Source organism: Paenibacillus sp. EPM92 (assembly GCF_016586185.1).
GTDB classification, from domain to species: Bacteria; Bacillota; Bacilli; order Paenibacillales; family NBRC-103111; genus Paenibacillus_G; species Paenibacillus_G validus.
Genome location: NZ_BCPS01000056.1, coordinates 30,927 through 44,145, shown reverse-complemented (window position 1 = coordinate 44,145; position 13,219 = coordinate 30,927). Strand labels below are relative to the sequence as shown.

Genomic DNA, 13,219 nt, shown 5'->3' with positions numbered 1-13,219 from the left:
TTATCTCTTCTTATCGATAAACCATTTGCCGCGATGGTCGACCGAGCAGAAGAACACATCTTTAAAGTCGTTAATCCCTCTCGACTGCAGTTCCCGCTTCAGCCAAAACCGGGTTTTGCCCAGCTTGGTTAAACTCTCGTCCTGTACCCGTCCGTCCATAATGAGCGGCAGCGGCAGGCCTTCGTAGCGAAAGACCGGCTTCCGATCGCCGTCGCCCGGCGAAGATGGGGGATCGGAACTTTTCTCGGTGACCGTCAGTTTTCCGGAAGGTTCCAAAATGGCGAATTCCACGTCCGCCAGGTTCATCACTTTATTTTCGCGAAGCTGCAGCAGCAAATCGTCCAGATTGTAGCGCTGACGCTTCATCTCCGAACGGTCCAGCTTGCCTTTGTCAACAATGGTGGCCGGGCTGCCTTCCACCCAGCGGCGAAGTTTCTCGCTCTTCAGCGAGAAGAAGGCGATAATCAATTGAATCACCACCAGCGTCGCCATCGGCAGAATGCCTTCGAGCATCGGTTTGCTGACGTCCTCGACCACGAATACCGCGATTTCCGCGATCATGATCGAGATGACGAGGTCGAAAACGGACAGCTTGCCGATCTCCCTTTTACCCATAATGCGCATCGTCAAGAACACAATGATGTAAACCAGTATGGTCCGTAGAAAAAGGATCAACAACTCCAAGCGACATTCCTCCCCGCAGTCGGTTCCATGGGTATTTTGACCTTGGAGAGGAACCCTCATTCGGGAGAAATGTTGGTAACGGGACCTGTACTATTTTGATAGCCAAGCCCATAAAATGGGACTAACCAATCCATCGGGAGGTTGCCATCCTTATGAAACGTTCGCCGCTCTTATCCGGATTGACGTATTCCACTGTCGTCACCTTAGTCGGCACGCTGCTTGCTTCGCTCCTTATGCTCGCCACTGATTTGTCCGAAAGCTCCTGGCTCCGGACCACGCTGTTCATTCACGGGCTGTCGTTGCTGATCGGAGGCTTCGTCACCGGCAAACGGTGCGAATCCAGAGGTTGGTACCACGGCGGGCTGCTCGGCCTGGTCTATACGCTTATTGTGTGGATGATCGGCTTTCTCGCCTACGACAGCGGGCTGACGCAAGAACTGCTGATCCTCTCCGGCATCGTGCTCGTAATGGGCGCACTCGGCGGCATGATCGGGGTCAATGTGAAGAAGTAAGTGAAATAAGCCGGCAGCTGCGCAAAAAAGGCGTGCATGCGGCAGAGAATGGCTCTCTGGCGCAAAGTACGCCTTTCTTGTCTCTGGAATTGTTTAACAGTGCGCGCTACTACTTGTCTTCAACGGAAGGCGCCGGGGTTACCGCGTTAATCGCCGAACGTTCGAAGGTCAGTTTCGTCACATCATTGACGCGCAGGACGATCGTATCGTCCGTCAGCTCCACGATAGTGCCGTGCAAACCGCCAATCGTAACGATTTTGTCCCCTTTTTTCACGCTGCTCAACATCATGTTGCGGGTTTTCTGACGTTTTTGTTGAGGACGGATCAGCAGGAAATACAAAACAACAAACATTAGGACGAGCGGTCCATAGGTCATCAAATAACTTTCGATGCCTGCCGGAGCTTGGTTGGCCGTAGCCAAAATCATGATCGTTTCCTCCCTTTTTACCTGGCATATGTATATATGATGGTTGGTTAAAACCCTTTGCTGTTCTCGTCGATGCCGTATTTTGCAAAAAATTCGTCGCGGAAATCAAGCAGCCGGTCTTCTTGAATCGCTTGCCGAACCCCGCGCATCAGTTCGAGTAAGAAATGCAGATTGTGATAAGTCGTCAGCCGTATGCCGAACGTCTCGTCCGCCTTAATCAAGTGGCGAATGTAAGCGCGCGAATAGTTACGGCACGTATAGCAGGAACATTCCGGATCAAGCGGCTGGAAATCTTCGGCGTATTTGGCATTGCGCACAACCATACGGCCGGAGCTTGTCATCACGGTGCCGTTGCGGGCAATACGCGTAGGCAGCACGCAATCGAACATGTCGATGCCGCGAATCGCGCCTTCCAAGAGTGCATCCGGTGAACCGACGCCCATCAGGTAACGGGGCTTGTTCGCCGGCAGCAGCGGAACGGTGTAGTCGAGAACCTCAAGCATCAATGGCTTCGGTTCGCCTACGCTGAGTCCCCCAATAGCATACCCCGGGAAATCCATGGAAGTCAACTCTGCCGCGCTTTGCTTGCGCAAATCTTCGTACATCCCGCCCTGAACGATGGCGAACAACCCCTGATCATGCTTGCGCCCATGCGCCTCCAGGCATCGCGCCGCCCAGCGCGTCGTCCGCTCGAGCGATTGCTTGGCGTAGCTGTGCTCGGCCGGATAAGGCGGGCATTCGTCGAACGCCATGATGATGTCGGAGCCGAGCGCGTTCTGGATCTCGATCGATTTCTCAGGCGAAATGAACAGCTTGTCCCCGTTCAAGTGAGAACGGAATTGAACGCCTTCTTCCGTGATTTTGCGCATCTCGCTTAACGAGAATACCTGGAAACCGCCGCTGTCCGTCAAGATCGGGCGATCCCAGTTCATAAATTTGTGCAAGCCGCCGGCCGCTTTCACGACTTCGTGCCCGGGACGCAGGAACAAATGGTAGGTGTTGCTCAGAATAATGTGCGCATCCATCTGCTTCAGTTCTTCCGGGCTCATCGTTTTGACGGTTGCCTGGGTGCCGACCGGCATGAACGCCGGGGTCTCGATGACGCCGTGCGGCGTATGCACACGTCCGAGCCGGGCGCCGGATTGCTTGCACGTTTTGATAGGTTCATAGGTGATGGCCATTAATCAGTCACTTCTTTCTAATAAATAAACATGGCGTCGCCGAAGCTGAAGAAGCGGTATTCCCGCTCGACGGCTTCCTTGTAGGCCGCGAGCACGCGCTCGCGTCCAGCCAGCGCGCTGATCAGCATCATCAGCGTCGATTTGGGTAAATGGAAATTCGTCAGCAGCGCATCGACAATCTTAAACTCGTAGCCCGGGTATATGAAAATACCCGTCCAACCGCTGCCTGCTTCCAGCGTGCCGTCCAACCGCGCCGCCGTTTCCAGCGTTCGCGCACTCGTCGTGCCCACGGACACCACGCGGCCTCCGCGGGCTTTGGCAGCGCGGATGATGTCCGCCGTCTCCTGCGACACCTCGTAATACTCTTCGTGCATTTCATGCTCTTCAATCGTATCCGCAGCTACGGGGCGGAACGTGCCAAGCCCGACGTGAAGCGTCACATAGGCTAATTGTATACCTTTTTGTTCCAGCCTATGCAGGTAATCTTCCGTGAAATGAAGCCCTGCTGTCGGCGCCGCCGCCGAGCCCTGATGCTTGGCATACACCGTCTGATACCGCTCCCGGTCCGGCAACTGCTCTTTAATATATGGCGGCAGCGGCATCGAACCAAGACGGTCGAGAATTTCATTGAATATGCCCTTGTATGAAAATCGAAGAACCCGCGTGCCCATCTCGCCTTCGGATTCCACAACAGCGGTCAGCATCGGTTCGCCCTCATCGCTTCCCGAATCCGACGTCCCGAAATGAATAAGCGCGCCGGTCTTCAGCCGTTTGCCCGGACGAACGAGCGCCTCCCAGGCGTCTCCTTCGAGCTGCTTCAGGAGCAGCACCTCCGCTTTCGCACCGGTGTCCGGCTTCACGCCAAAGAGCCGGGCTGGAATGACCCTCGTGTCGTTAAGCACGAGCACATCCCCGGCTTGTAGAAAAGATTCCAATTGCTCGAACCCGTAATGCCCGATCTCCCCGGTACGCTTGTTCAGCGTCAGCAGCCGCGAGGCCGTACGATTCTCGAGCGGCGTCTGCGCGATCAACGATTCGGGGAGATGGTAATCAAACAAATCTACCTGCATGAACAACTTCATTCCCTTTACGGTAAAGTGGTGACGGTCACCCCGGAATAGTACGCTTGTAAAATTTTCACATAATCATAGCCCAGCTCGGCATAACCTTTGGCACCCCATTGCGACATGCCGAGTCCATGGCCGAATCCGGTGCCTTTAAACACGAATTGCGTGGTTTTGGAAACCGGCTTTACGTTTCCGTCGGCGCTTAGTACGAAGAACTGTTCCTGCTCGTAAGCTTGAGGCGTACCCGAGCCTCCTGCGAAGTAAAGCGGCGCATCGGAGGCGCTTTGCTCGCGGACAGCGCTTCCTGCTCCCCGTATAGTATACCGTTCCGATTGTTCAATTTCAAACCGCGTGCTGGGCAGCCCGCCGAGCAGCGAACGCAGCGCATCCGGATATGACGCTTTCACGGCTTGTCCGTTGACGGACACTTCCAGCGCACGTCCGGACGGCCCCCGCTTCGTTACCTCGAGGCGGGTAATGCCGCCGGCAGCGGAAGCCGGCAGCGAAGCGCCGAGCTTCTCCCTCAGCCTGCCCTCGTCGAACGGACCGCGAACCCATGCGAACGCGTTCGATTCCATCATTTGGCCGATCACAACGAACCGGCTGCCGGCATCGACTTTCGCGATAGCGGGATTGGCCGCATTGTCGACAAAGGGTGCCGAACGAATGTTGACCGCGTCCGTCGTCGACTCGTAATAAGGCAGGCCGATCTCATTCTTCGTACCGGTGTCGCGGGCGTAATCCGAATGAATATATCCGGTTAATCCGCTGGGCAGGACGATCCGATACCACGGCTTTTTGCCTGCTTGGGCACCTTCGTCCGGCGACGGCACGCTCTTCAGATAAGGGACGGGGTTGCCCCATACCTCGCTCGAATCGGCCGTCATGCCGCCTGCATTGGAATAGAAGAGCGGGTCGATCAAAGCGTTCTTGTAGGTCAGCACCTGACCTTTGGTCGAATCGACCGCTTGAATCGCAGCGGCGAATTCCGCTTCACGCCCTTTGTACACCTGATCCGCTGTCGAATCGGACACATTCGCAATTTGGTATTTGTCGCCCTGCTTCAACGCGTATGTACGGGCGGCGATCGCCTGCGCCTTCAGCGCTTCCGCCGGCCAAGACGAGTTTAACTCCGAACCGACGACGCTGTATAAATATTGATCAATGGCCAATTCGTTGATGACGGCAAGCTTGCCGTTCAACGTTGTCACCTCGATGCCGCCGCGGTACGAACGGTTCGATCGCTCAGCCACCTGCACGCCTGCTTTCGGATCTACAGGTGCCGCCCACAGCTTGGCTCCGCCGCCGACAACGAAAGCGGTGACCGGCTGTACGGCCCCATCCCCGCTCACGGAAAGCTCGCTGCGCTTGAGCACGTAGCCCGCCGTTTGATCCACGGCCGTCAAGCGGGCTGCAGGCAGTGCGGCGCTTACCTTGTCCTTTAGCGTCTTCAGCGAAGCGTCATCAGCCGCTCCGCCGACCATGACGGCGAAGCCGCCGCCGATGAGCGCCACGTCAGCGTCAAAGCCGGCCTGCACGATCGCATCCGCTTGCGCCTGCGCTTCAGGCTCCGTGGCGTAAACGCCGGCGTTCCAGCCCAGCGGTCCGGCAACTTGGGCGGTTGCATCCGCTTTGGCCGCCGCAGCGGCCGCTTCCTTCGTCGGAAACGGGCCGATATATGCGGCATATGCCGGCTTCCCCTGCTTCGAGCGCTGCACGATGCCCGTACCCGCTCCGCCAACCGCCAGCTTCTGCGCTTGAGCTCTTGCGACGGCTGCATCGGCGCTTTGCGGAAGCAGCGCATAATAGCCGTTCGCATAGGCGCGTACGACTTCTTTCGCATTCACCTGATGCAGCGGCTTGAAGCCGCTTGCATCGCGCAAGCCGAGCGCGAGTGCGGCCGTGTCCGCGCTCAGCGTAACCGCCGATGCCGGACTGCTGTAACGGCCGGTATCGATAAATAGCGCGACGCGGACGGAAGCCGGCATGGCAGCCGGAATTGCCGCTTGCGCGGCAGGCGCGAGCGGCGTGACCACCGGCGCTGCGAACACGCCGGTCCAGACAACGGCAGCGCACAGCGCCGTCTTGAGACCCGCTCCAAGCGGGCGCCGACCTCGTTCATGATCAACGTTATGACGTTTGGGACTCCCCATGCTGCGTGATTCTCCTCCCCTATTGCAACCGTTGCATCGAGCTGTGATGATGCCGGTTGTCAATCCTATTGCAACCGTTGCATCGAGCTGCGATGATGCCGGTTGTCAATCCTATTGCAACCGTTGCATCGAGCTGCGATGATGCCGGTTGTCAATCCTATTGCAACCGTTGCATCGAGCTGTGATGATGCCGGTTGTATGGTCTCGCTTCTGTAGCGGTAATGATCCCCTAGTAAACTTTTATGACCGGCTTGGCATGGGCAAGCCCAAATGTTTGCACGCGCTCGCCGTCACCATCCGCCCCCGCGGAGTGCGCTGCAAAAATCCGATTTGGAGCAAATAAGGCTCGTACACGTCCTCAATGGTCTGGCTTTCTTCGCCAATGGAGGCTGCTATCGTGTCAAGACCGACCGGTCCCCCTTGAAAGCTTAGGATTATCGCGCGCAGCATTTTGTGATCGATCTCGTCAAGACCGAGCGGATCGACCTGAATGCTCGACAACGCAGCTTGCGTTATGTCCAGCGTAATGATGCCGTCGCCCTTCACTTGGGCAAAGTCGCGCACCCGCTTCAGCAGCCGGTTGGCGATCCGCGGCGTTCCCCGCGACCGCATGCCGATCTCGTGAGCCGCTTCGCCGACGATCTGCACCTGCAGCAGGTCGGACGTGCGGCTGACGATGTACGACAGCTCATCTACCGTATAATACTCCAAACGGCTGACGACTCCGAAACGATCGCGCAGCGGCGCGGATAGCAAGCCGACACGCGTCGTCGCCCCGACGAGTGTAAACGGCGGCAAATCGAGCCGCACCGAGCGGGCGCTCGGTCCTTTACCGATAATAATATCCAGCGCGTAATCCTCCATCGCCGGGTATAACACTTCCTCCACCGTGCGGTGCAGGCGGTGGATTTCGTCGATGAACAGCACATCGCCTTCCTGCAAATTGGTCAGGATAGCGGCCAAATCGCCCGGCCGTTCGATGGCGGGGCCGCTCGTCGTGCGAAGATTGACGCCAAGCTCGTTCGCGATGATATTGGACAGCGTCGTTTTCCCGAGTCCGGGAGGGCCGTATAGAAGCACGTGATCGAGCGCTTCCTTGCGCATTTTCGCCGCCTCGATATATATTTTCAAGTTTTCTTTCGCTTGCGACTGGCCGATATACTCCGCCAAATAGCGCGGGCGCAGACTGAATTCCATCGTCTGATCTTCCATCATCAAGTTCGCCGATATAATCCGGTCATCCATGCTGCGATTCTCCTTTCTAACCGTCTTAACGCTGCGCCGGGAGCCGTAACGTCATCTCATCATCGACTGTTGAAACAGCGCCTGCAGCGCCAGCTTCGTCACGGCGTCCGTCGTCTCGCCGCCCTGCAGCTTCGGTTTGATTGCCGCTCCTGCACGGTCCGCTTCCGCCTCGGTGTAACCGAGCGCGAGCAGCGCCGCCTTCGCCTCCGCCCAAGCGCCTCCGCCCAGCGGAGCTGAGGCCGTGTCGCCCAGACTGAAGCCAGCCCCCGCCATATCGTCGTCCGCGGACGTCCAGGCGCCGAGCTTGTCCTTCAGATCAAGCACCATGCGCTGCGCCGTTTTCTTTCCGATTCCGGGCAGCTTTGTCAAGAACGCGACATTCTCCTGACGGATCGCCGAGGCGATCGTCTCCGGCCGCCCGCCCGCCAAGATGCCGATCGCGACCTTCGGCCCGATTCCGCTTACCTCCAGCAGCAGGCGGAACAGCGATTGCTCCTCGCGAGACGTGAAACCGAACAGCAGGTGCGCATCCTCACGCACCTGGTAATGGATATACATCGTCACTTCGCCGCCGTCCTTGCCGTCCTTCGGCGCAACGGCGAACGGATTCGCACAGAACACCCGATAGCCGACGCCCCGCACGTCGAGCACGACATACTCCGTTTCCCGGTGGGCGACGGTTCCTCTTAGAAAGTCGATCATCGCTTGGTTGCTCCATTCATCTTTTGTAAAAGTGTTGCCGAATGCGCGTGGCAAATCGCGACGGCAAGCGCATCCGCCACGTCGTCCGGCTTCGGCACGCTCGATAAGTGCAGGAACATCCTGACCATCTCCTGCACCTGCTTCTTCTCGGCTTTACCGTAACCCACAATCGCCTGCTTGACCTGCAGCGGCGTGTATTCGCCGATCGGCAATCCCTGCTGCACAGCCGCCAGCATCAATACTCCGCGCGCTTGACCGACGGTCAGCGCGGTCGTTACGTTGCGGTTGAAGAACAGCTTCTCGATCGCCACCGCGTCAGGTTTATATTTGTCTATCAATTGGACCATAGCTTCATAGACTTGCTTCAGACGCACTGAATCTTCGGTATGCGCCTCGGTTTGAATCGAGCCGTACTGGACGGGCACCAATTTATGTCCCTGCTTGTCGATAAATCCGAAACCGACGATGGCGATTCCCGGGTCGATGCCTAATATGCGCACGCGGCTTCCAACTCCCCCGCCCGCTCCTCCGTGAGCCTCAATGACGTTCAGAGGACACCAGAAAGCGAACATATGTATTCACCAGCCCATTATATCAGATTATCCCCCCTATGAACACGCTGTATGGAAGAAAACCATCCGTCAGGCGCCTCTCACCAGCCCTCCGGTAAGCATTAGAAGAAACTGCGGCGCGTTATGCTCGCCGACTCTGCCATCAGAGCAAAATAACGGCGCTGGATCAACCGCATGCGCACTCGGCCGCAAGCGGATGCTCTCCAAGCCCCGCAGCTATCCCCGGATGGTCATGCGCAGCCGATCCCGTCATCAACGCAAATAAACCTCCTGGACCACTTTATAACGTGGACCGGGAGGTTTATTCCGCTCTGACCCTCATCCAAACCGGGGATGAAACGGGCCAGCCTCTATCGTCCTTCAAGGGGAAGGCGCCCGCTGCATCGCATTCTCCGTCTCCTCCACCGCATAGTCGCTCAACGTGGACAATACGCTGTTGTAATCTTCAAGATCGTGAATACGTATGCCATGGTACAGCTGCCTGACCGTTTCGCGGGGCAGACTGCTTTCCAGGTGCTCAATGTTCAATTGAAAGAACGTGCGCATGACGTTCTCCGTTCCGGAGTTCGGGACGCCTTCGAACAAGGAAAGGTTGCCCTTCGCATCGAGCCCGAAGTACGCCTTTTCCTTGCAGGCCGGCGACAAGTCGTCGATCGACTCCGTGAAGTACACCGTGTTCGTCTCGCCCAGGCTGACCGTTATGGAAGGATGGTTGCGGTAATAATTCATAATGCCGTTCGAATCGAGCAGTCCGATCCGTTCGAGCTCCTCCCCGCACACATAGGCTTTCTTCGAGAATGCTTCCCGTTTACCCTCCATTCCGCTAATGATCTTCCGCACCTCTTCCTCGGGCTGTTTGAACGCCGTCACTTGACGGCTGAATACGGCCCGATCCTGCTGCCATTCTCCCAAATCCCAGGAAAGCGGAGCTTGTACCGCACTACGCGAGAACCAAAGCCACGAAGCAAACACGCCCATTGCGAGCAGCACGACCGCCAAATGCAGCCAGCCGCGTTTAAGGCGAAGCTTTCGTTTCAGTTGTTTTTTGAGCTGATTCCACCATTCTTTCACTTGCATAGGAGATCCCCTCTTGTCTATATCGTTATGATTTACTATTTTTCCCATGGGGATCGACGTTTATACGGAATGGATGTATACTGTGTCTTATGGTAAACAACCCATGAGGGGAAGGATGATGACTTACCTATGCAGTCGCTTTTGAAAGAAGTATGGGCTTGGATCCGTTCCATTGCCGCCGCGTTTGTCCTAACCATCTTGATCGGGATGTTCATATTCCAACCGACCAAAGTGCTCGGACATTCCATGGATCCGACGCTAAACGATCAACAGCGAATTTACGTTTCCAAACTGTCGCATACGTTCCGGTACGGACCGGATTACGGGGATATCGTCATTATCGACAGCCGGGTGGAGCGCCCCCGCACCTTGAAGGACGATCTGCTGGAGCATCCGCTGCTTCGCCTCCTTCGCGGTGAGGATGACCCGAACATGTACGTGAAACGGGTGATCGGGAAGCCAGGCGACATACTGGAGATGAAAGATAACAGAATGTACCGAAACGGTCAGCCTCTGGACGAGCCTTACTTGAACGAAACGATGGATACTCCCGTTTCACGGCAATGGACCGTGCCGGAAGGCCACGTATTCGTCATGGGCGACAACAGAAACCACAGCAAGGATAGCCGGGATATCGGCTTCGTGCCGATCGACCATGTGCTTGGCATTAAGTTTTAGCTGAATATAAATTAGCTCGCGAACAGAGCCTATCCGGCAAAATGTTCAAAAAGGCAAGCCTTGCAGCAAGGGCATTGCCTTTTTTTATCTTCATTTCAAAATCCACTGATTCAAATCAAAGCCCTTCTGCGCCAGCTTCTCTTCGACTAAAAAAGCTTTCGTCCCTTCCAGCAGCTTCACGCCGGAGTCGGTAAAAGGCACATCCTTGATCCATGAGACAAACACCAATCTTCGCCGAGCCATATTTTTTTATGGTGAATTGATTGCAGTAAAAAGACGGAGATTAGCTACAATAAACTTCTACCTTTGCAGATCATAAGTAACTGACGCTGTATACAGAGGGGGTTGAAGCTTGAACAGGTTTGTAGTCTATATAATTGCCAGTATCGCATGTCTGATCTTACTCATACTCGGTGTTATGTATGGAATATGGGATAGCAACCAATCTAAAACAGGACCAGTAGGCGATGGGAATGCAAATCCTACTATATTTCAATTGATACCAAGTTTTACGACTTTTCTTCTAGGAATCATAAATTTACCCATGGCTATTATCCGCTATAAGAAAAATAAAGAATCAAAAAGCAAAGAGAATTGAACATGAACTTACAATAAAATTGTTACGCTACCTGATACGATAGATTAATTAACTGCCTTTTCAGCGGGCGGTTTTTATTTGGGTCTAAAATCAATAATACACGGTAACACAGCCTTTAAATAAAGGACAAAAAGCCGCCCCCCGTACGCATTCGTTCCGGGAAGACGGCATTTGCTTAGTGAAAAACCGGACAGACTTAGTCGTTTAACCAAGGTCTTGTTCTTTTGACTTTCGGAGGATGATGAGCTTTGCGGCTGTTCCGTTCAATCAAGCTGCTGATGGCGGCGCGGGCCGATTTCCCACGGGCTGGACGCTTCGCCCTCGCGTCTTCTTTCGCAGCCGGAGCGGCGGCCGACTTGCCGTCCTTCGATTTGTGGATCGACAGCGCACGTTCCTCCGCAACCAGAGGTTCCGCCGTCGCAAACGGCATCGCCCCGAGGCCGGGATATACGTTCACCGCGATGCCAGGTTCCGGAAACGGGTAGCCCGCTACGGCATGCGGCAAGATCGGCGACCCGTACGGCGAAGCAGGGTATGCGTCGTACAGATCCCTACCGTAAGGCGTCGGATACATCTCCATCGGCTCCTGATCGTACGGCGTGCCCGGGTACATCCCCATCGGCTCCTGATCGTATGGCGTGCCCGGATACATCCCCATCGGCCCCTGATCGTACGGCGTGCCCGGATACATCCCCATCGGCTCCTGACCGTACGGCGTGCCTGGGTACATCCCCAGCGGCTCCTGGCCGTATGGCGCGTTCGGATATGCCCCCAGCGGCTCCTGGCCGTATGGCGCGTTCGGGTACGCACCCAGCGGCTCCTGGCCGTATGGCGCGTTCGGATATGCCCCCAGCGGTTCCTGGCCGTATGGCGCGTTCGGGTCCGTCGCGAGAGGTTCCTGGCCATATGGCGCGTTCGGATACGCCTCCAATGGCTCCTGGCCGTATGGCGCGTTCATTTGGGGCAGCGCATAAGGCAGATTCGGTTGACCGCAGCCGCAGCCTTTGCTTGCTGCCGGCGCTTCCCAACTCGGATACGGCGAGTAGGTCACGTTCGGCGTACTCATCGTATAAGGCATTTCTCCGTGCTTTGGCTGGTTCGGAAATACAGGCAGCTCCGGCTCCGTCGCCCAGGGACTTTGCATCATCACTTCCGTTGCCGGCACTTGGAATTGCTGGAACAAGTTCGCTACCGGAGGCATATTTCCGGCATACGTAGGCTCCATAGACGGCATTCCGACATTCGGTGTCGGCATTTCGATATTCGGTGTCGGCATTTCGATATTCGGTGTCGGCATTTCGATATTCGGAGTCGGCATCCCGATATTCGGTGACTGCATCCAGATATTCGGCGTCGGCATCTGGATATTCGGATACGGCGTAATGCCGGGCGCTTCCTCCTTCAACGGCGCTTGCGGCGCCTCCGGCATCATCGGCGCCTCCTCAACCGGCAGCGGAGATAACGGCATTACGGACGTATCCGCTTTGGCCAAGTGGTGATGCATTGACGGGCCCGTGTCGGATTTCAGCTTCGGAATGTACACGATCTCCCCGGTCATCAGCACGTTCGGATTTTTCAGCTGCTGGTTCGCAGCCACCATATCGGCCAACGGCACGCCCCAAGCTTTGCCAAGCTTCCACAGGGTGTCGCCCTGCACCACGACATGCTTATATAAGTAATCCGTCGGCTGCTGGACAGGCTTAGGCGAATCCGGGATTTTCACCTTCATCCCGACATCGATCACATCGGGATTAGCGATTTGCGGATTGGCGGCAATAAGTTGGTCGAGCTCCACGTGATATTTTTGGGAGAGCTCGTAAAGGGTGTCACCTTTTTTCACAAGATGGATTTTCAATTGCATAAACCTCCTTAGTTTTGCGCTTTGTGCTACCGGAACAAAATGACATTACAGTTTATGCACGAAGGTAGGCATTTGACCACGCAAACTTGAAAAATTTCCATCCTGTCGCTGATAAGGTCCTATTTCCAGGTTTCCCGGATGCCTTGGCTCTAATCTCCGACGATTAGCGCAGAACTGTCCACCTTCCCGCTATACGCTCCGTATGCGATTCAGGCTCGAGCCCCCAACATGACGTTACCCGGCAGCGTTGCCGTTCGCCTGCACTTCCGTATACCGGAACAATTCCTGTGAGCCCGTCCCCCCCTAACCCGAGCCACTTTCCTATCTAACGAAAAAATAGCGGAACTCTGACATCTTATTCCTTATACTTCGCCGCCAAACGGCGTCAATTTTCAGGAATAAGATACTGGAGTTCCGCTATGTTTATCGTAAGGGCACAAACACGCCGCGTTCGGCGGCGGA

Annotated in this window: 14 protein-coding genes; 3 read left to right on the top strand and 11 right to left on the bottom strand. The window is 55.8% G+C overall.

The features are described from left to right. Complete coding sequence (locus JMF85_RS11125; RefSeq protein WP_054797604.1) at positions 1-684, bottom strand: DUF421 domain-containing protein; 684 nt, start codon at positions 682-684, stop codon at positions 1-3. Positions 685-836: 152 nt separating this feature from the next. Here JMF85_RS11125 and JMF85_RS11120 point away from each other — a divergent pair, with 152 nt between their 5' ends. Continuing rightward, positions 837-1,196, top strand: coding sequence for a TIGR04086 family membrane protein (locus JMF85_RS11120; RefSeq protein WP_054797603.1), 360 nt, complete (start codon positions 837-839; stop codon positions 1,194-1,196). A 109-nt stretch (positions 1,197-1,305) separates the two neighbouring features. Here JMF85_RS11120 and yajC read toward each other — a convergent pair whose 3' ends face one another. The 8 genes from yajC to JMF85_RS11080 all read right to left on the bottom strand — a co-directional run bounded on the left by yajC (position 1,306) and on the right by JMF85_RS11080 (position 9,620). Further along, positions 1,306-1,626, bottom strand: coding sequence for a preprotein translocase subunit YajC (yajC, locus tag JMF85_RS11115; protein WP_372813111.1), 321 nt, complete (start codon positions 1,624-1,626; stop codon positions 1,306-1,308). Between the two features lie 44 nt (positions 1,627-1,670). Next, entirely contained in the window at positions 1,671-2,804 is a 1,134-nt protein-coding gene (gene tgt, locus JMF85_RS11110) for a tRNA guanosine(34) transglycosylase Tgt (protein ID WP_127607062.1), read from the bottom strand. A 17-nt stretch (positions 2,805-2,821) separates the two neighbouring features. Continuing rightward, positions 2,822-3,874 (bottom strand): tRNA preQ1(34) S-adenosylmethionine ribosyltransferase-isomerase QueA, encoded by a 1,053-nt coding sequence (gene queA, locus JMF85_RS11105; RefSeq protein ID WP_141334277.1) that lies wholly within the window; start codon positions 3,872-3,874, stop codon positions 2,822-2,824. A gap of 17 nt (positions 3,875-3,891) precedes the next feature. Beyond that, the gene (locus tag JMF85_RS11100; protein WP_236595820.1) at positions 3,892-6,024 is read right to left on the bottom strand and encodes a SpoIID/LytB domain-containing protein; all 2,133 of its coding nucleotides are present in this window, start codon (positions 6,022-6,024) and stop codon (positions 3,892-3,894) included. Positions 6,025-6,264: 240 nt separating this feature from the next. After that, entirely contained in the window at positions 6,265-7,269 is a 1,005-nt protein-coding gene (gene ruvB / locus JMF85_RS11095) for a Holliday junction branch migration DNA helicase RuvB (RefSeq protein ID WP_054798585.1), read from the bottom strand. A gap of 51 nt (positions 7,270-7,320) precedes the next feature. After that, positions 7,321-7,971 (bottom strand): Holliday junction branch migration protein RuvA, encoded by a 651-nt coding sequence (ruvA, locus tag JMF85_RS11090; protein WP_127607058.1) that lies wholly within the window; start codon positions 7,969-7,971, stop codon positions 7,321-7,323. Then, the gene (ruvC, locus tag JMF85_RS11085; RefSeq protein ID WP_054798592.1) at positions 7,968-8,471 is read right to left on the bottom strand and encodes a crossover junction endodeoxyribonuclease RuvC; all 504 of its coding nucleotides are present in this window, start codon (positions 8,469-8,471) and stop codon (positions 7,968-7,970) included. Before ruvC ends, ruvA begins: the two co-directional genes overlap by 4 nt. Positions 8,472-8,903: 432 nt before the next feature. Continuing rightward, positions 8,904-9,620, bottom strand: a complete 717-nt coding sequence (locus JMF85_RS11080) for a BofC C-terminal domain-containing protein (RefSeq protein WP_127607056.1) — start codon at positions 9,618-9,620, stop codon at positions 8,904-8,906. A 129-nt stretch (positions 9,621-9,749) separates the two neighbouring features. Here JMF85_RS11080 and lepB point away from each other — a divergent pair, with 129 nt between their 5' ends. After that, complete coding sequence (gene lepB / locus JMF85_RS11075; RefSeq protein WP_054798587.1) at positions 9,750-10,298, top strand: signal peptidase I; 549 nt, start codon at positions 9,750-9,752, stop codon at positions 10,296-10,298. Positions 10,299-10,388: 90 nt separating this feature from the next. Here lepB and JMF85_RS28370 read toward each other — a convergent pair whose 3' ends face one another. Continuing rightward, entirely contained in the window at positions 10,389-10,523 is a 135-nt protein-coding gene (locus tag JMF85_RS28370) for a hypothetical protein (RefSeq protein WP_258313386.1), read from the bottom strand. A gap of 127 nt (positions 10,524-10,650) precedes the next feature. Between JMF85_RS28370 and JMF85_RS11070 the strand changes: the two genes are divergently transcribed. After that, entirely contained in the window at positions 10,651-10,896 is a 246-nt protein-coding gene (locus JMF85_RS11070; protein ID WP_127607054.1) for a hypothetical protein, read from the top strand. Positions 10,897-11,092: 196 nt separating this feature from the next. On the opposite strand, the gene JMF85_RS11065 is transcribed toward JMF85_RS11070, so the two are convergent. After that, complete coding sequence (locus JMF85_RS11065; RefSeq protein ID WP_196426798.1) at positions 11,093-12,751, bottom strand: LysM peptidoglycan-binding domain-containing protein; 1,659 nt, start codon at positions 12,749-12,751, stop codon at positions 11,093-11,095. Positions 12,752-13,219 lie beyond the last annotated feature (468 nt).